Annotated in this window: 12 protein-coding genes; 7 read left to right on the top strand and 5 right to left on the bottom strand. The window is 67.1% G+C overall.

Annotated elements, in window-relative coordinates:
* The first annotated feature begins 191 nt into the window (after positions 1–191).
* The 6 genes from ABD024_RS13305 to ABD024_RS13280 all read left to right on the top strand — a co-directional run bounded on the left by ABD024_RS13305 (position 192) and on the right by ABD024_RS13280 (position 8326).
* A complete protein-coding gene (locus ABD024_RS13305) occupies positions 192–2756 on the top strand; it encodes a bifunctional aspartate kinase/diaminopimelate decarboxylase (RefSeq protein ID WP_343854700.1) in 2565 nt (854 codons plus the stop codon).
* A 152-nt stretch (positions 2757–2908) separates the two neighbouring features.
* Entirely contained in the window at positions 2909–4249 is a 1341-nt protein-coding gene (gene murL, locus ABD024_RS13300; RefSeq protein ID WP_343853456.1) for a UDP-N-acetyl-alpha-D-muramoyl-L-alanyl-L-glutamate epimerase, read from the top strand.
* Positions 4249–5607: a UDP-N-acetylmuramoyl-L-alanine--D-glutamate ligase gene (gene murD, locus ABD024_RS13295; RefSeq protein ID WP_343853454.1), complete on the top strand. Its 1359-nt coding sequence runs from the start codon at positions 4249–4251 to the stop codon at positions 5605–5607. Before murL ends, murD begins: the two co-directional genes overlap by 1 nt.
* Positions 5608–5908: 301 nt before the next feature.
* Entirely contained in the window at positions 5909–6298 is a 390-nt protein-coding gene (locus ABD024_RS13290) for a DUF6795 domain-containing protein (RefSeq protein WP_343853452.1), read from the top strand.
* Positions 6299–6328: 30 nt separating this feature from the next.
* Positions 6329–7498: a lipase family protein gene (locus ABD024_RS13285; protein ID WP_343853450.1), complete on the top strand. Its 1170-nt coding sequence runs from the start codon at positions 6329–6331 to the stop codon at positions 7496–7498.
* Positions 7499–7894: 396 nt separating this feature from the next.
* Positions 7895–8326, top strand: coding sequence for a DUF1801 domain-containing protein (locus ABD024_RS13280; protein ID WP_343853448.1), 432 nt, complete (start codon positions 7895–7897; stop codon positions 8324–8326).
* Positions 8327–8428: 102 nt separating this feature from the next.
* Here the strand turns inward: ABD024_RS13280 and ABD024_RS13275 are convergent, their stop codons facing one another.
* From ABD024_RS13275 to ABD024_RS13255, 5 genes are all read right to left on the bottom strand, one after another.
* Positions 8429–10480, bottom strand: a complete 2052-nt coding sequence (locus ABD024_RS13275) for a M13 family metallopeptidase (protein ID WP_343853446.1) — start codon at positions 10478–10480, stop codon at positions 8429–8431.
* Positions 10481–10581: 101 nt separating this feature from the next.
* Entirely contained in the window at positions 10582–14331 is a 3750-nt protein-coding gene (locus ABD024_RS13270; protein WP_343853444.1) for a translocation/assembly module TamB domain-containing protein, read from the bottom strand.
* 207 nt (positions 14332–14538) lie between these two features.
* Positions 14539–16314, bottom strand: coding sequence for an autotransporter assembly complex protein TamA (locus ABD024_RS13265; protein WP_343853442.1), 1776 nt, complete (start codon positions 16312–16314; stop codon positions 14539–14541).
* 157 nt (positions 16315–16471) lie between these two features.
* A complete protein-coding gene (locus ABD024_RS13260) occupies positions 16472–19072 on the bottom strand; it encodes a glycosyltransferase family 2 protein (protein ID WP_343853440.1) in 2601 nt (866 codons plus the stop codon).
* Between the two features lie 207 nt (positions 19073–19279).
* Positions 19280–19747, bottom strand: a complete 468-nt coding sequence (locus ABD024_RS13255) for a Dps family protein (protein WP_343853438.1) — start codon at positions 19745–19747, stop codon at positions 19280–19282.
* Between the two features lie 144 nt (positions 19748–19891).
* Here ABD024_RS13255 and hrpA point away from each other — a divergent pair, with 144 nt between their 5' ends.
* The gene (gene hrpA, locus ABD024_RS13250) at positions 19892–23959 is read left to right on the top strand and encodes an ATP-dependent RNA helicase HrpA (protein WP_343853436.1); all 4068 of its coding nucleotides are present in this window, start codon (positions 19892–19894) and stop codon (positions 23957–23959) included.
* The last annotated feature ends 3 nt before the right edge of the window (positions 23960–23962 follow it).

The following is a 23962-nucleotide window of genomic DNA, read 5'->3' as shown; positions in this document are numbered from 1 at the left end:
GCGCTTCTCATGTTTGCGGGAGGGTACGCGGCGATTCGGACGTCCAAACGTCCAAACGAATCGCTCTCGCAAAATCATTTGCAATTCCAATGCCGCAGCGCAACACTGGCCGGATATCCATCCCCTGACAGCGAACCCACGTGACCTCGCCAACCTCCTCGCCGTTGCCCCCCGACGCTCCCTGGATCGTGATGAAGTTCGGCGGCACCAGCGTCGCCACGCTGCCGCGCTGGCAGAACATCCGTGAGCTGGTCGCCAGCCGCCGCGCCGAAGGCGCGCGCGTACTGGTCGTCGTTTCCGCGCTGACCGGCGTTACCGACGCGCTGAAACAACTGTGCGGCGAGGGCGGACAGGACAAGCGCAAGGCGGCGGCCGGCGCGATCGCGCAACGCCACTACGACCTGCTGGAGCACATGCAGCTGGCGTTGCCGGACACGCTCGGCGAACGGTTGGGCGAGCTGGCCCGGCTGGCCGAGGTCGGTCCCGCCGCGCGCGGCGAGCTGGCCTGGCAGGCGCAGGTGCAGGCGCACGGCGAGCTGATGTCCAGCGCGCTCGGCGCGGCCTTCCTCAGCCACAGCGGCCTGCCCACGCAGTGGCTGGACGCGCGCGACTGCCTGACGGCGGTGGCGCTGCCGAACCAGAACGAGCGCACCCGGCTGCTCTCGGCGATGGTCGCGGCGAAGCCCGATCCGGCGCTGAACGCACGCCTGGCCGCACTCGGCGACGTGTTCATCACCCAAGGTTTCATTGCGCGCGAAGCGCACGGCCGCACCGTGCTGCTCGGGCGCGGCGGTTCGGACACCTCGGCCGCGTGTTTCGGCGCGCTGCTGAAGGCGGCGCGCGTGGAGATCTGGACCGACGTGGCCGGCATGTTCAGCGCCAACCCGCGCCAGGTGCCCGGTGCGCGTCTGCTGCAGCGGCTGGATTACGAGGAGGCACAGGAAATCGCCTCCACCGGCGCCAAGGTGTTGCACCCGCGCTGCCTGTCGCCGCTGCGCGAGCCGCGCGTGCCGCTGCTGATCAAGGACACCAACCGGCCGGAACTCGACGGCACGGTGATCGGCCCCGAGGTGCGCGCGCATGCGCCCAGCGTGAAGGCGATCAGTGCGCGCAAGGGCATCACCCTGGTCTCGATGGAGTCGGTGGGCATGTGGCAGCAGGTCGGCTTCCTCGCCGACGTGTTCGCGCATTTCAAGACGCACGGCTTGTCGGTGGACCTGATCGGTTCGGCCGAGACCAATGTCACGGTGTCGCTCGACCCCACCGAGAACCTGCTCGACTCCGACGCGATCGCCGCGCTGGCCAGCGACCTGGCCAAGGTGTGCCGGGTCAAGGTGATCGCGCCGTGCGCGGCGATCACCCTGGTCGGGCGCGGCATGCGCTCGCTGCTGCACACCTTGTCCGGCGTGCTGGCCGAGTTCGGCCAGTTGCGCGTGCACATGATTTCGCAGTCGTCGAATAATTTGAACCTCACCTTCGTGGTGGACGAGGAAGTGGTTGATGCGCTGCTACCGCACCTGCACGACCTGCTGATCGGCGCCGGCGCCCTGCGCACCGATGACAGCGCGCTGTTCGGTCCCAGCTGGCAGATGCTGTATGGCGGTGGCGAAGTCGTTCCCGCCGTGCCGGCATGGTGGCGCCAGGCGCAGCGTCCACGCCTGCTGGAACTGGCCGCCGAGGCCACGCCGCGCTACGTCTACCACCTGCCCACGGTGCGCCAGCAGGCGCGCGAGCTGAAATCGCTGGCGGCGGTGGATCGGCTGCACTACGCGGTGAAGGCGAATACCCATCCGGCGATCCTGCGCGCGCTGGCGGCGGAGGGGTTTGCGTTCGAGTGCGTGTCGCCGGGTGAATTGAAGGCGGTTGGCGCGGTGGTGGCGGAGTCGGTGCCGCTGCTGTTCACGCCGAACTTCGCGCCGCGCAGGGATTACGTCCACGCGCTGGCTACCCGCGCCACCATCACACTCGACGCGCTGCATCCGCTGCAGCATTGGGGCGAACTGTTTCGCGGTCGCGAGATAGTGCTGCGGGTCGACTTGGGTCGCGGCCTGGGCCATCACGAGAAGGTACGCACCGGCGGCAGCGCCAGCAAATTCGGTTTGCCGCTGGATCAACTGCCGCTGTTCCTGCAGCTGGCCGAGACGCATGGCGTCAGCGTGCGCGGCCTGCACGCGCATCTGGGCTCGGGCGTGCTCGATGCCGCGCACTGGGGCGAGGTATATGCGCAGCTGGCCAGCCTGGCCGAGCGTATCGGCAGCGTGGTGTTCCTCAACATCGGCGGCGGCCTCGGCGTGCCGGCGCATCCGGGCGAGGCGCCGCTGGACATAGCTGCGCTCGATCGTGCGCTGCGCGAGGTCAAGGCGGTCTATCCGCAGTACCAGTTGTGGATGGAGCCGGGCCGCTACCTGGTGGCCGACGCCGGCGTGCTGCTGACGCGGGTGACCCAGCAGAAAGACAAGGGTGGTTTCCGCTATCTCGGCGTGGACACCGGCATGAACAGCCTGATCCGTCCCGCGCTGTACGACGCCTGGCACAAGATCGTCAACCTCAGCCGGCTCGGCGAACCGGCCACGGCGCTGTACCAGGTGGTCGGCCCGATCTGCGAGAGTGGTGACGTGCTGGGCACCGACCGTCGCCTGCAGGAGGCGCAGGAGGGCGACGTGATCCTGATCGCGCAGGCCGGTGCCTATGGCAAGGTGATGTCCTCGCACTACAACCTGCGCGACGAGGCTGACGAGGTGGTGATCGACGGCTGATCCGGAACGCGCCTGTTCAAGGATGCGAGCAGGGCGAAAGTCACGGGATCGTCGTTTGCCCCGCGCTTTGCCCGCCGCACGCCATCGAGTCGGCATCGCTCGAAGCTAGAATCAGCCTGTTCGCTCCCGTGAAGCGGGCGATGGAGAAAGATGTGAGCAACACGATCCAACCGCGCCTGACCCAGGTATTCCGTTTCGTGCGTTGCCATTACGCCGACGGCGTGGCCGAGCTGGCGTATGCGTTCGACGACGGCGAGGAACTGGTCGAGCGGATCCGCTTCCCGCATGCGCCGGCGGTACCGGCCGCGCGTGCGGCGGCGTTCGACGCGGCCTTGAAACTGCTGCACCTGATCGCCGGCGTCAGCTACTACAAGGCGGGCGTGCCGCCGCGGATCGAGCTGGCCGATGGCCCGCTCGACGACGCCACCGCGGAGCTGCTGGATCAGCTGTACCTGCACGGCCTGGCCGAGTTCGCCTATCGCAACGGGCTGGACCTGCGCGGGCGGATTTCGTTCCCGCGTGGCGGTGTGGCGCCCGTGGTCGGCGCACTGGGCTTGCCGAAACGCACCCTGGTGCCGATCGGCGGCGGCAAGGATTCGCTGGTCGCGGTGGAGGCGATCAAGGCGATCGGCGGCGAGGCGACTGCGGTATGGGTCGGCAATTCCGCCTTGATCGCGGCCTGCGCCGAACGCACCGGCCTGCTCACGCTGAACATCCAGCGCGAACTGGCGCCGGGCCTGTTCGAACTGAACCGACTCGGCGCGTGGAACGGACACATCCCGGTGACCGCGGTGAACTCGGCGATCCTCGCCGTGGCCGCGGTTCTGTACGGCTACGACTCGATCACGTTCGCCAACGAGCGTTCCGCCTCGGCCGCCACGCTGGAGTACGACGGCCAGCAGGTGAACCACCAGTGGAGCAAGAGCCTCGCGTTCGAAACATTGCTGGGCGACTGGCTGCACACGCACGTGGCCGCCGACCTCGACTACTGCTCACTGCTGCGGCCGTACTCGGAGCTGGCGATCACCCGCGCGTTCGCGAAGCTGACGCCGTACTTCGACGTGTTCTCCAGCTGCAACCGCAACTTCAAATTGCTTGGTCCGAAGCCGGTCGATCGCTGGTGCGGGCAGTGCCCGAAGTGCCACTTCGTGTTCCTCGCGCTGGCGCCGTTCCTGCCCAAGCCGCGGCTGCTGACGATCTTCGGGCGCAACCTGCTGGATGATGAGGGCCAGGCCGCCGGCTTCGACGCGCTGCTGGAATACCAGGACCACAAGCCGTTCGAGTGCGTGGGCGAGGGCGCCGAGGCGCGCGCCGCGATGCATGCGCTGAGTGAGCGGCCGGAGTGGCAGGAGGACGCGCTGATCGAGCGCTTCCGCAATGAGATCCTGCCGCAGCTGGACGTTTCGCAGCTGGCACTGGAGCCGTGGCTGCAGCCGTCGCCCGAACATCGCGTGCCGGTGCGACTGCAAGGCGCACTGGCGGCGATCGGTTGATGCGCTTCGCCGATCTTCGCAACCGCCGCGTTGCGGTCTGGGGTTTTGGTCGCGAAGGCCATGCCGTGATCAAGGCACTGCGCTCGCAACTGCCGGCGCAGGCGCTGACCCTGTTCTGCAGCGTCGCCGAAGCCGACGCGGCGCGCGCGTTCGATGCCGCGCTGGAAATTGTCGCCGGTGAACCGGACGCCGCCGCGCTGAGCCAGTTCGACGTGGTGGTGAAATCGCCGGGCATCTCGGCGTACAAGCCGGCGCTGCTGGCCGCACAAGCGCAGGGCACGCAATTCACTTCCGGCACCGCACTGTGGTTCGGCGAGAATCCCGATGCACGCGCAATCGCGGTCACCGGCACCAAAGGCAAGAGCACCACCAGCGCGTTGCTGGCGCATTTGGCGCGAAGCTTGAGCGTGCGCACCGCGCTGGCCGGCAATATCGGCCTGCCGTTGCTGGAACTGCTCGATCAGCCGGCGGATCTGTGGGTGATCGAACTGTCCAGCTTCCAGACCGGCGAAGCCGGCCCGCTGGAACTGGGCGTGGTCACCAGCCTGTACGAGGAACACCTGGACTGGCACGGCTCGCGCGAGCGCTACGTGGCCGACAAGCTGAAGCTGGCCGACGCGGCGCGCACGCTGCTGGTCAACGGCCAGCAGCCGGGTCTGCTGGAACGTACCGCCATGCATTCGCATCGCCTGCTGTTCGGCACGCCAGAAGGCTGGCATGTCAGTGACGGTTTCATCTGCCGCGGTGCGCAGGCGGTTTTCCCGATCGAGCAACTGGCCGCACCAGGCCTGCACAACGCACTCAACGCCTGCGCCGCGCTCGCTGCGCTGGAAGCCATCGGCATGGATGCGTTGGTTGCCGCGCCGGCGCTGGCGCGCTTCCGCCCGCTGCCGCATCGCCTGCAGCCGCTGGGCGCGCACGATGGCTGGCACTGGGTCAACGACTCGATCAGCACCACACCGCTGGCGACGCTGGCCGCATTGGAAAGCCTGCACGGCCGCACGGTGACCGTGCTGGTCGGCGGCCACGACCGTGGGCTGGACTGGACGCCGTTCGTCGATGCCATGCGCAGTGCGCCACCCAACGCGATCGTCTGCATGGGTGCCAACGGCGCACGCATCGAGGGGGCACTGCGCAGCGCGGAAATACCTTGCCCGATCATGCGCGTCGCCGACCTCGCCGGCGCCGTGGCCGAAGCAAAGACGCACACCCCGCATGACGGGGTGATCCTGCTCTCCCCCGGCGCGCCCAGCTTCGACCAGTTCAAGGATTACGCCGAGCGCGGCCGCCGCTTCGCCGCGCTGGCTGGTTTCGATGCGGCAGCGATTACCGGCATCGAAGGCTTGGGCATCGGCTGATCCCGGATGAATGCACCGGGCAATACGGTGATCGCCAGCGCATAACGGGCGGATGCAGCGAAGGCCGACTTGTGGTGCGTCGCCAGTTTTGGTATTCAGGCTGCTTGACGTTCCATGGAAGCTGGCCACGGGGGTGGCAATGGAAGTGCAACGGAGCGAGCGGGATGCCGCAAGCCGGCGCAGGGTGGCGGGTTTCGGGGGGGGAAAGTCTTTCTGGCGTTTTTCACGCATCGGGCCAAGTCTATTGCCCGGGCTGCTTGCGTGTGCGCTGTTGTTGACGACTGCTGACGAGGCGAATGCCATGGGCAAGATGTGTCTTTTCTCGGCGGTACGCGGAGTGGTGCTCGATCAAGGCAAGCCGGTCGAGGGGGCGCGAATCGAGCGCAGCTACAAATGGAGTTGGAAGAACGAGGGTGGGAGTGATCAGGCCACCACCGACGCACAGGGGGCATTCGCGCTGCCTGCAATCTGGGGGCGCTCGCTGCTCGGGTCGCTGTTGCCGCACGAACCCTTCGTGGAACAGACGATCCTGATTCACCACGCTGGCAATACCTACAAGGCGTGGATGCTGGACAAGCGCAATTACAACGAAAACGGCGAGCTCGGGGGGCGTCCGGTTTCCCTGGTCTGCCGATTGGAGGCAGAGGTCACACATCACGGCAAGGTTTACGGCATCTGCGAGCCGCAGTGACGCTGCGTTTACCCAACCAGGAGGGGTTTCATGAGCACACTTACGCCTCATCAGGCTGCCCGGATCGCCAGTGGTGTCTATAGCCTGCGTCAACGGAGCGTCAGTCAGTCGGCGGATCGGGGCGTGAAGCTCGGCTGCGAGGACATGTTCACCGTGGACGATGGCTCACGGTTTACCGGCCGCTCCGGCGGACTGATCTCGGTCAAGCAGCTCAGTGGTTTCGGTTACATCGCGGCGGGCACCGGTTCGTACCAAAACGAGGTGCTGGTGGCCACGCGTGGCACCGAGACGATGTATGACTGGCTCAGCAATTTCAACATAGGCATGCAGCTGGGACCCGGTGGGCAACTCGTCCATGCCGGCTTTCATGAAGTGTGGAAATCGTTCTCTGCGGATGTGGCCAACTTCCTGCGAGGGCGCAACCCCACAGTGATCCACTGCGTGGGCCACAGCCTTGGCGGTGCGCTGGCCACGCTCAATGCCGACTACTTCTCCAGTATCGGAGCGGCCGAGGTGAAGCTGTATACCTTCGGTTCGCCACGCGCAGGCGGAGCATTTTTCGCGCGCAGCCTGACTCGCCGGGTCGGCCGACAAAACATGTACCGCGCGCATCATCGCTCCGATCCGGTTCCGAAGATTCCCCTGTTTCCGTTCAACCACGTGCCGACTGCGGAGCCGGGGTACCAGCTGACCGCAGGTCCGTCGGGGTTGATCAACATCGATGCACATTCGATGGAGTTGAGCTACATCCCCGGTGTCGGTCAGGACAGCTGGCGGGCGTTGGCACGCCGTGGCGTAAGCGCGGAAGACGACATGAATGCCCAGCTCTGGCTGGATCAGGTAAGCGCAGGTGGCGGCGGTATCCTGATGGGCGGTGCGTGGGGCCTGATGATGATCGGCAAGGCGCTGAACTGGCTGATGGGCAAGATCGGCACACTGGCGCTCAACACACTTGGCCTGCAAATTACCATGGGAATGACGGTGCTCGATCAGCTGGCATGGCTGCTCAGCAAAGGGGCCGAGCTGTCCATCGAGGTTTCGTCCTACGTCGGCGCGATCATCACGGCGATCTTCCGTTTTCTCGGCCGTACCGCTACGGCTGGCGCCTCGCTGACGGTGAGCTTCATCCGCTGGGTACTCGGCCTGTTGTTCAAGGCTCTCGTCGCAGTCGCGAATCGGGCATTCATGCTGGTGGGCTGAGCCACGGTCCGGCCGGCACCGCTACGCCGCCACGAGGCCGGAACAAACAGGGCCGTGATCCTGATGGATCACGGCTGGCCGGGGGCCTTGAAGTGGGCCATGTTTTCCGGCGTCCACCAGTTCGCAAGGGATAGGTGCCGGGGACAATTCCCAGGCTGAGGCATCGACGGCCTTGCTTCACGATTCGAGATGGGAGTGCGATGCTCCGATAGCCTCAGCGCGCGTAGCGCGCACGCGGCTCGTTCACCCGCTTTTTGGCGTCGGAGTTGATGTGTTGGCGTTGCCAGCTGGCAAACTCGGCTTCGCGCGTGGCGCGGACGCAACGCACTCCCGGGACCAAGTTATGCTTGCCCGGCCGGCGTGCGGCCGGTACGTGAAACGAGTGTCGGAGGATGCATGAAGACAGCAGGCAAGCCCGATGGCGAGGATGCTTCTGCTCATATCACCGCGCGGATCGACGAGCTTGGCGATTGGCGGGGCGAGGTGCTCGCGCACGTCCGCCAGCTGATCCGCGAGGCCGACCCGGATATCCGCGAGGAATGGAAATGGGCCAAGCCCACATCGGGAGGCACGCCGGTCTGGTCGCATGACGGCATCGTCTGCACCGGGGAGTCGTACAAGGACAAGGTGAAGCTCACCTTTGCCCGCGGTGCCTCGATCAAGGATCCGAAGCACCTCTTCAATGCCAGCCTGGAAGGGAACACGCGGCGTGCAATCGACCTGCGCGAAGGGGATAAGATCCATGCGGCTGCCTTCAGGCAACTCATCCGGGCCGCCGTGGCGGTCAATGCCGCAGCGCTTGCTCAACGGGCAGTGAGGAAGAGGTAGGTCCCGGTCGAGTTGCGGCCTGTCGCGGCCACAGCCGTTCGAGCTCCACGCAAAAGGGCCGCACTCGCATGCGGCCCTTTGTTTTCCGCAGTGTAAAAACGCCTACCAGATCTTCACCCGATCCTGCGGTGCCAGGTACAGTTTCTCGCCCGGCTTCACTTCGAACGCGGGGTACCACGGGTCGAGGTTGCGCACGGTTTGTGCGCGGAAGTCGGCGGGAGCGTGCACGTCGGTGGCGAGGCGCTGGCGCTGGGCGGCGTCGCGGATCTTCGAGCGCCAGGCCTGGCCGTAGGCGAGGAAGAAGCGCTGGTCGCCGGTCAGGCCGTCGATCACCGGCGCCGGCTTGCCGCCGAGCGACTTGTGATAGGCCAGATAGGCGATGGTCAGGCCGGAGACGTCGGCGATGTTTTCGCCCAGCGTCTGTTCGCCGTTGACGTGCAGGCCGGGCAGCGCCTCGTACTGGTCGAACTGTTTCGCCAGCTGCTTGCCGGCGGCCTTGAAGTGGGCCAGGTCTTCCGGTGTCCACCAGTTCGCCAGACGACCTTCGGCGTCGAATTCGGCGCCGGTGTTGTCGAAGCTGTGGCTGATCTCGTGGCCGATCACCGAACCGATCGCGCCGTAGTTGGTGGCGGCGTCGGCATTCGGGTCGAAGAACGGCGGTTGCATGATGGCGGCGGGGAAGTTCAGCGCGTTCTGCAGCGGCAGGTTCACCGCGTTGACGGTCTGCGGCGTCATCCACCACTCGGCGCGATCGACCGGCTGGCCGAGCTTGGCGCGCTGGTGTTCGTACTCGAATTTCTCGGCGCGGCGCTGGTTGCCGAGTGCGTCGTCGGCACGGATCTCCAACGCGGCGTAATCACGCCAGCTGTCCGGATAGCCGACGCCGACGCGCACCGTGGCGAGCTTGGCCTTGGCCTTCGCGTGTGTGGCCGGCGTCATCCAGCTCAGCGTGTCGATGCGCTCGTCGAACGCGGCGAGCAGGTTCTGCACCAACTGCTCCACTTCCGCCTTGGACGAGGCCGGGAAGTAATGCTTCACGTAGAGCTGGCCCACGGCGTCGCCGAGGTCGTTGCTGGTGGCGCCCACCGCGCGCTTCCAGCGCGGCCGCTGCTCGGGCGTGCCCTGCAGGGTGCGGCCGTGGAAGTCGAAGCCGAGGTCGGCAAAGGCCTTGGGCAACAGGTTGGCACTCTGGTCCAGCGTATGGAAGAGCAGTAGGTCCTTCCACGCCTGCAGCGGTTCGCTCGCGGTCAGCGCGGACAGCCCGGTGATGGCGGTCGGTTGCCACACGTCGACCCGCGGCTGGCTGTCCAGGCCCGCGGCCTTGAAGTAGGCGGCCCAGTCCAGCCCCGGTGCCTTCTGCGCGAAGTCGGCCATGCGCCACGGGTTGTTCGCCTTGTGCACGTCCTCGCTGTCGAGCAGGCTCGCCTGCGCCCTGGCGATCTTCGTTTCCAGGTCGAGGATGGTCTTCGCCTTTGCCTCCGCGTCGGCCGTGCTGGCCTGCTTCAGCAGCGCGCCGATGTAGGTCCGGTACTTGGCCCGGGTCGCGACCATGTGCGCGTCGTCGGACAAGTAGTAGTCGCGGCTGGGCATGACCAGGCCGCCCTGCAGCAGGTAGGCGAGGTTGCGCGAGGGATCTTCCAGGCCTTGCGTCACGAACAGGCCGAACAGGTTTTCGGTGTGGTAGTTGGTGGCGTTCATCGGATCGACGTCGGCGCGCAGGCGACTGCCCAGCACGCGGGCCAGGTCGGTGCGCGAGGCGATCGCGTCGATCTGCGCCAGCTCCGGCTTGAGCGGCGCCAGGCCATGTTGCTCGATCGCGGCGGTGTCCATCCACGCGGCGTAGTAGTCGGCGATCTTGCGCGCGTTGCTGCCGGCGGCGGGATGGCCGGCGCCGGCATGGCGGATCAGTTCGGCAGTGTTCTTCTCGGCCTGCTCGAACACCTTGAGGAAGGTGCCGGTGCTGGAGCGGTCGGCGGGAATCTGCGCCGTCTTCAGCCACTGGCCGTTGGCGTAGCGAAAGAAGTCGTCGCCCGGTTTCACGCCGTGGTCGATCCCGGCCAGATCGATGCCGGAAGGCTGGCTCGCCGGCGTCGCCGCCCATGCCGCCGGAGTGCACAGGATCGCCGCCGTCAATGCCCATCGCATGCGCTGCATGGTCGTTCCTCCGCCTTTGGGAGCGTCCACGATAGTCCGCCATGCCGGCCTTGTGTGCATGACCTATGGACTATCACCGGCGTTCGGCGATGCCCGCGCAATCATTTCTCGATGCGGTAGTTGAGGCTGGCGCGGCTGAACTCGGTGGCCTGTTGCGCCTCGAAGTTCCAGCGCTTGCTGAGGCGGTAGCGCAGGGTGATCACCTCGCCCGGTTCGAACAGGCCCACGCCGTAGCTGAGGTACAGCCGCGGCGACAGGTACTTGCCCACAGTGAACGCCGAGCTGCCGCCCAGTGCCTCGTTGCTGGAGACGCCGATGTCGTCCACGCCCATCCGCGCGCCGATGCTCTTGGCCAGCAGGTCGCCGGCGGCCGAGCCGAGCGCCTGCGCGGCAGCGCCCACCATGTCGCCTTCGCCGCCCTTCACCTGCGACAGCGGCTTGCCGGTGACCAGGTAGGACAGTGCGTCGGACTGCTCCATCACCGGGTTGGAGAACACGGTGAGGATCGGCCGCTGTGCCGTGCCGGACACCAGCAGGCCGACTTCCTGGCCTTCGTCGATGGTGGCATTGGGATTGAGCTTGCGCACGGCGCGGAGGTTCAGTCCCGGGTTGTCGATCGGCGTGCTGGCGAACAGCAGCTGGCCGCGCTGGATCTGCAGGTTCTGGCCATAAGCCCGGTAGGTGCCATCGACCGCCAGCTGGCCCTGGCCCGTGGTGGCGCGACCGGGGCGCTCGCTCACGGTGAGCGTGCCGCTGACGCGGCCGTTCAGGCCCATGCCGACGACATGCGTCTTGTGGCCGAGGTCGACCTTGACCAGGGCGCTGATCGGCAACTTGCTGGCGGCCTGCTGTTGCTGTTTTTCGTCGATCACCACCACATCGGGCGAGGCCTGGGTGGCGCCGGCGCCGGGCAGCTTGTCGGCATTCACGTCGGCGCTGTCGATGCTGAGCGCCCCGCCGATGTCGATGCCTTTGCCGTCCTGCTTCACGGTCAGGTCGGGCGAGACCACCACCTTGGCGGCGGGAATATCGGTAGCGGTGAACTGGCTGCCCTTGAGCGTCAGCAGGGTTTGTGCGTCGGCGCCGAGGCCGGCGTTGCCGGCGATGGCGAGCGTGCCGGCGCCCGACTTCACCTGGCCGCGGACCAGGAACTGCCGCGCGTCGATGGTGCTCACGGTGAGCTGGCCCTCGCTGAGCTTGAGCCCGGCCGAGGGGACTTCGGCGGCGAAGCCGCGCATCTGGGCCTGGCCGGTGACCGCCGGTTGGTCGAGCGTGCCGGCGAAACGGAAGTTGCCGTCGACGCCGCCCCTGACGTTGGCCAGCTCGCTGGTGAACAGCTCGACGAAGGCAAGGTTGTTCAGGCGCAGATCGAGCTGTCCGCCAAGTGCTTGCCGGGCGCCGCTGATCGTGACCTGGCCGTCCAGACGGCCGCCGTCGTCGAGACCGCCATGTGCCTCGATGCGCTGGCCGGCGGGCGCGAGGTCGGCGGTCAGGCGCAGGTGGTCATAGCGCAGCAGGGGCTCGTCGGCGCGATCGGCATAGCTGATCGTGCCTCGCGCGGAGCTGATCGCGGCGTTGCCGCTGAGCGCGCCGGCGGCGCTGCGGCGAATCTTGCCGCTGCCTTCGATGAAGCCGTCGGCGCGCATCGGCAGGTCGGCGTTGCCGCTGGCGTTCAGCAGCAGCGCCAGTGGCAAGGCCTGCAGCCGGAAGCTGGCGTCGAGGTTGCCGGGCTTGTCCCGCCTCGCGGCCACGCACAGCTGCGGATCGCCGGCGCTCAGGCACAGTTCGGACAGGTTCATCGCGCCGTCGTTGTAGCCTAGCTGCGAGGGTTGCAGCAGGCGCCAGCCGGGCATGCCTTGCGGTTCCAGGTCGAGCGTGGAGAGCGTGCCGTGCCATGCGGATCCTTTCAGCGCACCGTGCAGGGCGAGCGAGCCGGAGAGCTGGCTGCCGCGGGCGTCCACGCTGAAGCGATGGTTGCCTTCGCCGCCTTCGGCGAGCAGGTGCAGTTGCCGGAACAGCAGGCCTTGCAGGGAGGCGTTGCCGGTCTGCAGCTCCAGTTTCCCCGCCAGGCGGCTGGTATCGGGGAGACCGACGATCAAGCGCAGCGTGTCGATCCGCTGTTGCTGCCAGGCCAGCGACTGGCCATGCAACTGGCCGTTGATGCTCAGCTTCGGCAGCCTGCCGCGGAGGCTGAAATGGCCGTCCAGACGTCCGCTCGCATTCGGCAGCCAATCGCCCAGCGAGGCGATGGCCAACTGCAGGTCGGCGTCGTTGCTGGCGCCGGGGCGGGCCGTCAGCTCGATGGTGCTGCCACCCGAGGCCAACTGGAGTTGGCCGTACACGACGTCGTCCGGTGACAGGTGCAACTTGCCGCTGCCGGCGAGAGCGCGTTCGCGCAGTTTGCCGGCCAGTCGGCGGATGTCCAGGGTGGCCTCGGGGCCGTTCTTCGTCAGGCTGCCGCGGCTGGCGATGTCGAAATCCAGTGCGCCGTTCCAGCCGGCAAACAACTGGCCGGGGTCGACCTTGTCGGCGCTGGCCTCGGCCTGCCATGCCAGCATCGGTTGCAGGGTCAGCGTACCGTGCGCCTGCAGGCCGCCTTGTGCCTGTTTCAGTTGCAGCGTGTGCAGGGTGACGAGCTGGGCCGTGCCGTCCAGGTTCAGCGCCAGCTTCGCGGGTTTGCCCGGCGGGCCGATGTCGACGTCGCCTTCGGCGTGGTACGCATCGGCGCTGCCGCTGGCCTTGAGCGCACCGCGACTGGCCAGCGCCTGGCCGGCCAGGTCCGCCGGCAGCAGCAGGTCGTTCCAGCGGATATCCAGTGCGGCGCTGATCGGTTTGGCGGCCAGTTGCACGGTACCGCTGGCTTCCAGGCTGCCCTTGATCTGCGGCGAGCCGAGCTTGAGCTGCTGCAGGCTCAGCGTGTTGAAGTCGTGACTGAACTGCGCGCGCAACGGCTGCAACAGGAGCTGGTAGTCGTTGAGCTCGAGCCGGCCCTCGAGCGTGCCGCTGTAACGATCGCCGTGCCCTTGCACGGCGAGCGCCAGCGCCTTCAGCGAACTGTCGCCGAGCAGCGGTTTCGGGTCGAAGCGCGGCGCGTCGAGCTGGCCGGTCCAGACGTAGTCGCCGGACTGGGTCAGCTCCAGATGCAGTTGCATCACCGCCGGGGCGGTGAGCTTGAGATCGAGCCGCGCCTGCTTGCCGTTGCTGTGCGCATCGAGGCTGCCGGCGTAGTCGGTGTCGCCGACTTTCCAGGCGAAGGCGGCCTTGCCCTTGCCCTGGTAACTTGCGCCGATCGCCAAGGTGCCATCCAGATTGGCGTGGCCGTTGGGCGCCTGTAGAACGAGCTGGCGCAGTTCGATGCCGCGGTCGGTCCAGCTGCCGGCCAGGTCGAGCCGATGGGAGGCGAACAGTGGCTGGCCGTCCTGCGCCACCTTCAGCGCGCCCACGTGCGCGCGGTCGAGGATCAGTTCGATCGGTGGCTGCAACGAGAAGCTGGCGGAGCGGGCGGTGTCGTTCGGTGCAGATTTGGGCAGGATCACGTCGACGCCATCGACGTCCAGCGCAAGCACGTGCAGGCGTCTGGCCAGCAGCGGCCAGAAGCGCAGGTCCAGATGCGCCTTCGCCACGGTCGCCACGGTGCCCTTGCCGTCGTCGTAACGGATGCCGGCCAAGTCGAGCGGGCCGAGCAGGCGGCCCTGCGCTTGTTGCACATGCAGCGCGCCATCGGTGACGGACTGGGCCCGGGCGAGTGCAAAGCGCAGGCCGGAGCCGGTGCCGAGCAGCCACCACAGCGCCGCCGCCACGACCAGCAGCAGCGCGACGAACGCGATGGCGATGCGCTTGAACCACTTCATGCCTTCAATCTTCTCCGCTTGAATTCACGTTGCCCGGGGCATTGTTGCGGTAACCGTTCGTCCCCGGATCAAGTCCGGGGCAGGCCCTGAGCGTAGTGCAGCGGAGCCGAAGGGCTGCCCTTCGACTTCGGCCCTTCGGGCCTGCGCTCAGGGCGAACGGTGGTGGGCGCGACGTTCAATGATTGAGCCTTTTCCGATTTCCGTCTGTCACAAATCCGGCCCGATCACCAGGTGCAACTGGATGCCGTGCGCGCGATCGTCGTGGATCGGCGTGCCCAGATCGACGCGGATCATGCCCACCGGTGAGCGCCAGCGCAGGCCGAGGCCGGCGCCGATCTTCGGTCGGTAGTCGGTGCCGCTGAACGCGTTGCCGGTGTCGACGAAGGCGGCCATGCCCCAGTTGCGCGTGAAGTAATGCTCGACCTCGGTGCTGGCGACCAGCAGGTGGTGGCCGCCGATGACGCGGTCGGCGCTGTTGCGTGGGCCGATCGACTGGTAGGCGTAGCCGCGCACGGAACGATCGCCGCCGGCGAAGAAACGCAATTGCGGTGGCAGCGCGGCGAAGTCGTCGGTCCAGGTGATGCCGGCGCTGCCGCGCAGGATCAGCCGGTTGCGGCCGCGCGTGCCGAACGCGCGGATCCACTTCGCGTCGGCGGTCAGTTCGCTGAAGCTGGCATCGGACAGCAGGCTGCCGGCGGTGCTGCGCGCGGCTACGCTGAGCAACCAGCCGCGGCGCGTGAAGTCGGGGCTGTCGGTCTGCTTGCGCGTCAGCGCGGCCTCGCCGAATACCAGCGTGCTGTGGCCGTGCTCGATGCCGGGCGCGTTGTCCGGTTCGCCGCCGCGCTTGCCCACGGTGAAGGTGCCGGACAACGCGTGCACGCCCAGGGTGCGGGTCCAGCCATGCCATTGGCGGGCCTCGTTGCCGACCAGTTCCAGCGTGCGCGATCGCGAGGTGGCGGTGTTCGCGTCGCGGAAGTTCGCGCCGACGTTGTAGCTGCGCTGGTTGTCACCGGGCAGCGGAATCGAGTACAGCGTGGACAGCGTCTTCAGCCTCTGCGCCACCACCAGTTCGTTCTTCCACTTGTGCCCGCGCCGGTTGACCCAGCGCCGCTCCATTCCGCCGCGCACGCCGAAGCCGGTGTCGGTGCCGATGAACGGGCCGCCGGTGTAGATCGTGCGCTTGGCCGGCGCCAGCTGCACGGTGACGTCGACCATGCCGTTCTTCGCCGCATCCACTTCCGGCTGCACGTTGACCACCGCGAAATAGTCCGCGCCGTTCAGCGCCTGCTGCAGCTCCAGCAGCTGGTTCTGCGAAAAGTAGTCGCCGGATTTGAACGGCACGTAGCGGTCGAGGAACCCGTCGTCGAACTGCGAACCGACGAAATGCACACGGCCGTAGCGGTAGCGCGGCCCGGCTTGCCACGCCAGCTTGATCGCCGCGTTGTGGTTGGCGCGGGTCACTTCGACCCGATGGGTGAGCAGGCGGGCGTCGAGGAAGCCGTTGGCGGTGAGCTGCGCGCTGAGCGCGTCGCGCGCCGCGTCGTAGGCGCCATGGTTCAGCGGCTTGTCCTTGAGCCGTTCGATCGCGCGCTTCGCGCGGCGCAGCGGGGCAAGCTGCGCGGCCTCCTCGTCCAGTTGCACGTCGACGGTGGTGACCTTGACCGGCTCGCCCGGCTGCACGCGCAAGGTCACCTGCCAGTCCTTGCCGACCTGCTGCAGGTCGCCGGTGACGCTGGCGTCGTAGTAACCGTACGGCTCCAGTGCGGACTTCACCTGGCCGGGCGCGCGCTCGTACAGGCGCCGCACCTGCGCATCGCTGACTTCACGGGTGGCGTATTGCGACAGCTCCACGCCGGCGATTGCCGCCGCCTTCAGCGGGTCCTCGACGCCCTGCACCACCAATCGCACCCCGGCATGGGCCTGTGATGCCAGCAGCAACAGCGGCAACAGCAGAAGGCTCAGGCGTCGGCGGGCTCGGCGCATGCGTGGGGTTCCGTCCTCGAAGTGTGTGCTTGGGTGAGGAGGAGCTTACCCAAGTCGAGGTCGGCTTCGCATGAATGCACGCTGGTCATCGCGGTATCGGAGCCGGAGCGTCATGTTCGATTTGCCGATGCGGCCAAGGCCGCATCGGCAGGCCGCATCAGCCGGCCTTGTCGCCTGCCTTGTGCGCGATCCATGCGCCGGTCACCGCCGAGACGTACGGGATCGACTGGGCGGCGAGGATGAACATCCACAAGGTGCCTTCGATGTAGCGCGTGCCATAGCCTTCGGCCATGCCGACGATGCACAGCAGCAGCGCCAGCGCCATCAGCAGCTCCTCGCGCACCGGCGCGAACGCGGCGAAGTTGCTGCCGCCCAGGCGCCGGCTCTTGGCGGTGACCACGAACGAAGTTTTCTCGCGGGTCAGCCCGTGCAGGATACCGCGCGCGATCGCGTGCGACAGGCCCATGCTGGCCAGCGAAGCCATCAAGGTGTCGTACCAGCTGCACGGCACGCGGGCGCGGTACAGCACGATGCCGAAGATCGCCTTGGCGAAGAAGAAGCCGATCACCGGGATCAGGAACAGCTGCATCGGCAGGCTGAAGTACTGCGGGTAGGCGACCATGCCGGCGGTCCAGAACAGCGCCATCAGGGTGAACACCAGGTGCAGCGCATCGGCGAACCAGCTGAACCAGCCGGTGAGGAAGTGGAAGCGCTGGCCGGCCGACAGCGGACCCTTCTTCGTCATCCAGCTCCAGCGGCCCTTGAGGATCTGCATCGCGCCGAACGCCCAGCGGTAGCGCTGGCTCTTGTACGCCTTGAAGTCGGCCGGGGTCAGGCCCTTGCCCATCAGCTCGTCGACGTAGACCAGCTCGTAGCCGGCGTGCATCAGGCGCAGGCCGAGTTCCGCGTCCTCACAGATGGTCCACTCGGACCAACCGCCGGTGCCTTCCAGCGCGCTGCGCCGGACCATCGTCATGGTGCCGTGCTGGATGATCGCGTTGCGCTCGTTGCGATGGTGCATGCCGATGCGGAAGAAGCCGTCGTATTCCCACGCGGTCATCCGGCGGAAGGTGTTGTGTGCGAACTCGCGGTGCGCCTGCGGGCACTGCACCACGGCTACCTTCGGGTCGTGGAAGTAGCCGGTGAGGGTGGCCAGCCAGTCGGCACGCACTTCGTAGTCGGCGTCGATCACCGCCACCACGTCGGCCCGCGGGTCGGTTTCCTTCAGGCCGAAGTTCAGCGCGCCGGCCTTGTAGCCGGGCCACGGTGCCAGGTGGAAGAAGCGGAAGCGCTTGCCCAGCTTTTCGCAGTACGCCTGCACCGGCTGCCACACCGCCGGGTCCTTGGTGTTGTTGTCGATCACCAGCACTTCGAAGTTGGCGTAGTCGAGTGCGGCCAGCGAATCGAGCGTGATGATCACCATCTCCGGCGGCTCGTTGTAGCAGGCCAGGTGGATCGACACGAACGGCTGCTTCTCGGGCGGATCGGGTTTCAGCATGCCGGCATGGCGCATCCACTCGCGCCGCCACAGCACCTCGGTGAACTCGAAGCCGTTGATCAGCAGGATCGCCAGGATCGCGATCTGCGCCGGGAACAGCAGCGTGAGCATGGTCCAGTCGACCCAGCTCAGGTAGAAGTTGAACGGCAGCGTGGCCGACCAGGTGATCAGCCCGCAGGCCAGCTGGATCAGCATGCAGAAGAACAATCGCCCCATCAGCTTGAAGCGGCTGAAGCGGCGCGCGAAGAAGATCATCGGCAGCAGTGCCAGCAGGCTCGCTGCGATCGCCTTCCACGGCCACGCGGTGTCCTCGACGACCGGGCCGGTCAGCGGGAATTTCAGCTGGCGGTCTGCGTTGAACATGCCCCAGTACGCGCCGGTGCGGCCTTCGCCCAGGTTTTCCTTCCACGGCTGGTCGAACGCCTCGAGCAGGTAGTAGTCGATGTGCTCGAGCTTTGCCTTGTTCATCCAGTCGCGGATGAAGATCGCCTCGTTGGAGACCGAGGGATCGGCGTACTCGTGGCGGTCGCCGTTCGACGGCCAGCCGATCTCGCCGACCACCACGGGCTTGTCCGGATAGTGCTGCTCGATCGACTGGTACGCGCCGTAGGCGGCGTCCACCGCGTCGTGGCGCACCACGCCGTTCCAGAACGGGAACAGGTGGATGGTGATGTAGTCCACGTGCTGGGCCAGCTCGGGGTACTTCAGCCAGATGTAGTCAGGCTCGGCAATCGACACCGGCTGGTGCACGGCGGCGCGCACGCGGTCCAGGTAGGCCATCATCTGTTCAGGCGTGAGGTCGTTGCGGAACAGCACCTCGTTGCCCACGATGATGCGGGTGATCGTGTCCGGATAGGCACGCGCCTTGGCGATCAGCAGCTCGATCTCGCGCTCGTTGTTGTCCAGGCGTTTGTCGATCTCGGCGCCGGCCATCACCTTCAGGCCTTCCTTCTGCGCCAGCCGGTACAGCTGCGGATTCTGCTGCATCGTGTAGGTACGGATGTGGTCCGTGTACCGGTGCAGCAGCTTGAGGTCGGAAGCGATCTCGTCGTCGCTGGGATAGTCCTGCTTGAACGGGCTCTGGTAGCGCTGGAATACCGACAGCGCATAGCCGCCGACCTTGCCGTGCCAGTCCTCCGGGCCGCGCGGCAGGTTGCCGTACCACCACAGCCCGATGTTCATCGCGGCCACGATCAGGGCGAGCACGATTGCCGTGAGCAGCGGATACCGGCTGTTGTGGTTTGCTGCGGTGGCGCTCAAAAAAATCCCCGGAGGAAGCCTGCGCAACAGGCGACAAAGCTTGAGGAGCTTAACCAATGCATGGCATCGGGCTCAATAAAGATCGTCGGGCACGGTCAGCGCAAGGTCAGCCGGGACGGCGTGCGGAAGGTGGCTGGCAGGAAAACGGCACCCTCGCGGGAAGGTGCCGTCGGTGTCCTGCGATGGGTGGGCAAGACGCCGGCTGGCCTATTTCAGCAACGAGCGCAGCATCCATGCCGTCTTCTCGTGCTCCTTCAGCCGCCCGGTGGCCATGTCGGCGGTGCCGTCGTCGCCGGCCGCGTTGGCGGCCTTCAGCGTGTCGCGGGCGGTGGCGGCGGCGACCTCGTGGCCCTCGACCAGTTGGCCCACCATCTCCTTCCACTCCGGCACGCCGGACTCTTCCATGATCGAGCTGAGCTTGCCGAACTGGCTGTAGGAGCCGGGGGCGAACACGTCCAGGGTACGGATGCGCTCGGCGACCTCGTCGGCGGCCAGCCACAGTTCGTTGTACTGGGTCTCGAACATGGTGTGCAGGCTGTTGAACTGCGGGCCGGTGACGTTCCAGTGGAAACTGTGGGTCTTCAGGTACAGCGAATAGGTGTCGGCCAGCAGCCTGGACAGGTGCTTGGCGACCTGCTCGCGATCTTTCTTGGCGATACCGATGGAAATGGCCATGTGCTGCTCCTTCAGGTGACGGGTTGACGGCATGGGCCAACGGTAGCGGGTCGGTCGGTGGCGATGAAATGAATCCTTCCGATGCAGCCGATAGCCGGGGACTATCAAGTTGGCGCGTCGCCTGCGGCTATCATGTGCGGTCCGATGAATGATGCCCGCCCGCCCGCTACCGATCCCGCCGCCGATCCCGGCTTGCGCCAACTGCGCCGGCAACTGGATGCGGTGTCCAGCCGCGATTTCGGTCGCCTGCTGGGTCGCTGGCGTGCGTTGTCGCGCCGACCGGACGAGAACAAGTTGGGAGCGCTGGTCGCGGATATCGAGCGCTCCGCGGCCAGACGTCGTGCCCGGGTCGCCGCCAAGCCGCCGATCCGGCTGGACGAATCGCTGCCGATCAGCGCGCGCGGCGAGGACATCGTCAAGCTGATCCGCGCGCACCAGGTGGTGGTGATCGCCGGCGAGACCGGCTCGGGCAAGACCACCCAGCTGCCGAAACTGTGCCTCGCCGCCGGCCGCGGTGAGGCCGGCATGATCGGCTGCACCCAGCCGCGCCGGCTGGCCGCGCGCTCGGTGGCGCGCCGGGTGGCGGAGGAGCTCGGCACGCCACTGGGCGAGATCGTGGGTTTCCAGGTGCGCTTCAACGACCAGGTGTCCGAGCGCAGCCTGATCAAGTTCATGACCGACGGCATCCTGCTCGCCGAGACCCAGGGCGATCCGTGGCTCTCCGCGTACGACACCATCATCATCGACGAGGCGCACGAGCGCAGCCTCAACATCGACTTCCTGCTCGGCTATCTCAAGCGGCTCGCGCTGAAGCGACCGGAGCTGAAGATCATCGTCACCTCGGCGACGATCGACACCGCGCGTTTCGCCGAACACTTCGACGGCGCGCCGGTGGTGGAAGTGGAAGGACGTGCGTACCCAGTCGAGTTGCGCTGGCGCTCGCTGGACGAGATCGCCGCGCGGCAAGGGCGAGGAAAAGGGGGTCAGAGTCACTTTTCGGCAGAGGGAGTGTCCAGCGCACCGTCGCGTCGGCCGAAAAGTGACTCTGACCCCCTTTTCCAGCAGGGCAGCGCCGAGCACATCGCCGCGGTGCTCGACGAGATCACTCACGACGACCCGCGCGGCGACGTGCTGGTGTTCCTGCCCGGCGAGCGCGAGATCCGCGACGCACACCAGCTGCTGTCGCGCCGGCAATACCGCGAGACCGAGATCATGCCGCTGTACGCGCGGCTCTCCGCCGGCGACCAGGATCGCGTGTTCAAGCCCGGCGTGAAGCGTCGCGTGGTGCTGGCCACCAATGTCGCCGAGACCTCACTCACCGTGCCGCGCATCCGCTACGTGATCGACACCGGCACCGCACGGGTGAAACGCTACAGCCAGCGCAGCCAGCTCGAACGGCTGCACGTGGAACCGGTGTCGCAGGCCGCCGCCGACCAGCGCAAGGGCCGCTGCGGCCGCGTCGGGCCGGGCATCTGCTACCGGCTGTACGACGAGGCGGATTTCGCCGGCCGCGTCGCGTTCACCGATCCGGAGCTGCTGCGCTCGTCGCTGGCCAACGTGATCCTGCGCATGCTGGCGCTGCAGCTGGGCGAGGTCGACGAGTTCCCGTTCCTGGAGGCGCCCGACCCGCGCGTGGTTGCCGACGGCTTCCGCCGGCTCACCGAAATTTCCGCGATCGACGACGCGCGCAAGCTCACCGCGATCGGCCGCACCCTGGCGCGGCTGCCGATCGACGTGCAACTGGCACGCATGCTGGTGGAAGGCGAGAAGCTGCATAGCCTGCGCGAACTGCTCGCCATCGTGTCCTTCCTCAGCATCCAGGACCCGCGCGAGCGGCCGGGCGATGCGCGCCAGCAGGCTGACGCCGCGCATGCCGTGTTCGCCGATCCGAAGTCCGACTTCGTCGGCGTGCTGAACCTGTGGCGTGCCTACCACGGCGCTCACGAGGAACTGACCCAGTCGAAGCTGCGCGACTGGTGCTCGCGGCATTTCCTCAGTTTCATGCGCATGCGCGAGTGGCGCGAGCTGCATCGGCAGTTGTTGCTGGTAGTGCAGGAGCTGGGATGGAAGCTGGATGCACAGGTTCCCTCTCCCGGCCCTCTCCCCCGCGAGCGGGGGAGAGGGCCGGAGCGTATTGCTGTGCGCGAGCCCGTGGTTGCAGCATCCGCCGAAACAGACGCAAGTCGCCTTTACGAATCCGTGCATCGCGCCTTGCTGGCCGGCCTGCCAACCCAGGTCGGGCGCAAGGACGAAAAGGGCGCGTACCAGAGCACGCGCGAGCGCAAGTTTCACGTTTTTCCCGGCTCGGCCTTGTCCAAGGCGCCACCGAACTGGATCTTCTCCGCGCAGATCCTCGACGTGGGCGGGCGCGTGTGGGGCATGACGAATGCGCGCGTCGAGCCGCTGTGGATCGAGCAGCAGGCGGCGCACCTGCTGCGCATGAATTGTCGCGACGCGCACTGGTCGAAGAAGCGCGGCTGCGTGGTGGCGTACGAACAGGTCAGCCTGTTCGGCCTGGTACTGGTGGAGAAGCGGCCGGTCACCTTCCAGCAACAGGATCCCGCGCTGGCTCACGCGATCTTTTTGCGCGAGGCGCTGGTGCGCGGCGACATCGAGAGCAAGGCGGACTTCGTGCGCGCGAACCAGCGCGTGCTGGAAGAGGCGCTGGGCATCGAGGCGAAGCAGCGGCGCGAAGGCCTGATCCGCCACGAGGACGACCTGGTCGCGTTCTTCGAAGGCAAGCTGCCCGAAGACATCGCCAGCAGCCGCGCGCTGGACGCGTGGTACCGCAAGGCGCGCCCGGCCGAGCAGGCGGCACTGCGCTGGTCGCTGGATGACGTGATGGTCGGTGGCGCGGGGCTGGATGCGAAGGCGTTTCCTGCAGCCATCGAAATACCGCCGCAGAGGTACAAACTCGAATACCGCTTTGTCCCGGGCGACGAAGCCGACGGCGTCACCTTGCACCTGCCGCTGGCGATGTTGAACGCGCTGTCGCCCGCCCGCTGCGAATGGCTGGTACCCGGCCTGCTCGCCGACAAGGTGGCGGAGCTGATCCGTGGCCTGCCCAAGGCGCAACGCCGCAACTTCGTGCCGGCGCCGGATTTCGCGCGGGCGTTTGTCGAAGCCGAGTCGCCGCGCGACGAGTCGCTGGCGAAGGCGCTGGCCACGTTCCTGAAGCGCGCCACCGGCGTCGACATTGCAGCGGCGGAATTTTCTGCCGTCGAACTGCCGCCGCACTTCCTGATGCGCTACCGCCTGCACGATGAGCGCGGCAAGACGCTGGCCAGCGGCCGCGACCTGGCCGCGTTGCGCGGACAGTGGGAAGGCCAGGCGCGCGAGGCATTCTCGCGCAAGACCGACATCGAGCTGACCCGCGAGGACGTGACCAGCTGGGATTTCGAGGAGATCCCGGCGCAGGTGCGTTCCGACGGCGGCCTCACCGCGTTCCCGGCGCTGGTAGATCTGGGCGAAACGGTGGCGTTGCGCGTGTTCGAGCGCAGCGACGAAGCGCGCGCGGCGCATCGGCAAGGCGTGGTGCGGCTGCTGCGCAATGCGCTGGCCAGCGAGGCGAAGCAGGCGCGCCGACGCCTGCCGATCGGCAATGCACTGGCCTTGCAGTACGCGCCCCTTGGCAGCGTGGACGGGCTGCGCGAGGACCTGCTCGAAGGCGGCTTCGGCGACCTGCTCGAACAGCATGAGCTGGACGCGCGCACGGCCGGCGCGTTCGAGAAGATGCGCATGCAGTTTTCGCGCGAGCTGTTCGGCGCCGGTGTCGAACGGCTGAAACTGGCCGAACCCGTGATCGAGGCGCAGGCCGAGCTGAAGCCGTGGCTGCAGCCACCGCTGCTGGGCTTCGCGCGCGCCAGCTACGACGACCTGCGCGAACAGTTCGACGCGCTGCTCACGCCGGGCTTCCTGCGCGAATTGCCGCGGGCGCGGCTGGCGCACTACCCGCGTTATCTGAAGGCAATGCGCCTGCGCGGCGAGCGGTTGCGCCAGGACCCGGCGAAGGACCAGCAGCGCATGTTGCAGGTGATGCCGTACTGGCGTGCGTATCTGCAGCAGCGCGCCGCCGGTGCCGATGCGGCGGGCCTGGCCGAACTGCGCTGGTTGATCGAGGAGTGGCGCGTATCGCTATTCGCGCAGGAACTGAAGACCGCCGAACCGGTTTCGGCCAAGCGGTTGGCGAAGGCATTGGCGGTGCTGGGCTGAATC

The sequence above is a fragment of the Rhodanobacter soli genome, assembly GCF_039523495.1.
Classification (GTDB): domain Bacteria; phylum Pseudomonadota; class Gammaproteobacteria; order Xanthomonadales; family Rhodanobacteraceae; genus Rhodanobacter; species Rhodanobacter soli.
This window is presented reverse-complemented; position numbering and strand designations above follow the sequence as displayed.

Excerpts from the sequence above, each read along its gene's own strand:
- ABD024_RS13305 (WP_343854700.1), top strand. The coding sequence starts at position 192 with ATGAAGTTCGGCGGCACCAGCGTCGCCACGCTGCCGCGCTGGCAGAAC.
- murD (WP_343853454.1), top strand. The coding sequence starts at position 4,249 with ATGCGCTTCGCCGATCTTCGCAACCGCCGCGTTGCGGTCTGGGGTTTT.
- ABD024_RS13290 (WP_343853452.1), top strand. The coding sequence starts at position 5,909 with ATGGGCAAGATGTGTCTTTTCTCGGCGGTACGCGGAGTGGTGCTCGAT.
- ABD024_RS13285 (WP_343853450.1), top strand. The coding sequence starts at position 6,329 with ATGAGCACACTTACGCCTCATCAGGCTGCCCGGATCGCCAGTGGTGTC.
- ABD024_RS13280 (WP_343853448.1), top strand. The coding sequence starts at position 7,895 with ATGAAGACAGCAGGCAAGCCCGATGGCGAGGATGCTTCTGCTCATATC.
- ABD024_RS13275 (WP_343853446.1), bottom strand. The coding sequence starts at position 10,480 with ATGCAGCGCATGCGATGGGCATTGACGGCGGCGATCCTGTGCACTCCG.
- ABD024_RS13270 (WP_343853444.1), bottom strand. The coding sequence starts at position 14,331 with ATGAAGTGGTTCAAGCGCATCGCCATCGCGTTCGTCGCGCTGCTGCTG.
- ABD024_RS13265 (WP_343853442.1), bottom strand. The coding sequence starts at position 16,314 with ATGCGCCGAGCCCGCCGACGCCTGAGCCTTCTGCTGTTGCCGCTGTTG.
- ABD024_RS13255 (WP_343853438.1), bottom strand. The coding sequence starts at position 19,747 with ATGGCCATTTCCATCGGTATCGCCAAGAAAGATCGCGAGCAGGTCGCC.
- hrpA (WP_343853436.1), top strand. The coding sequence starts at position 19,892 with ATGAATGATGCCCGCCCGCCCGCTACCGATCCCGCCGCCGATCCCGGC.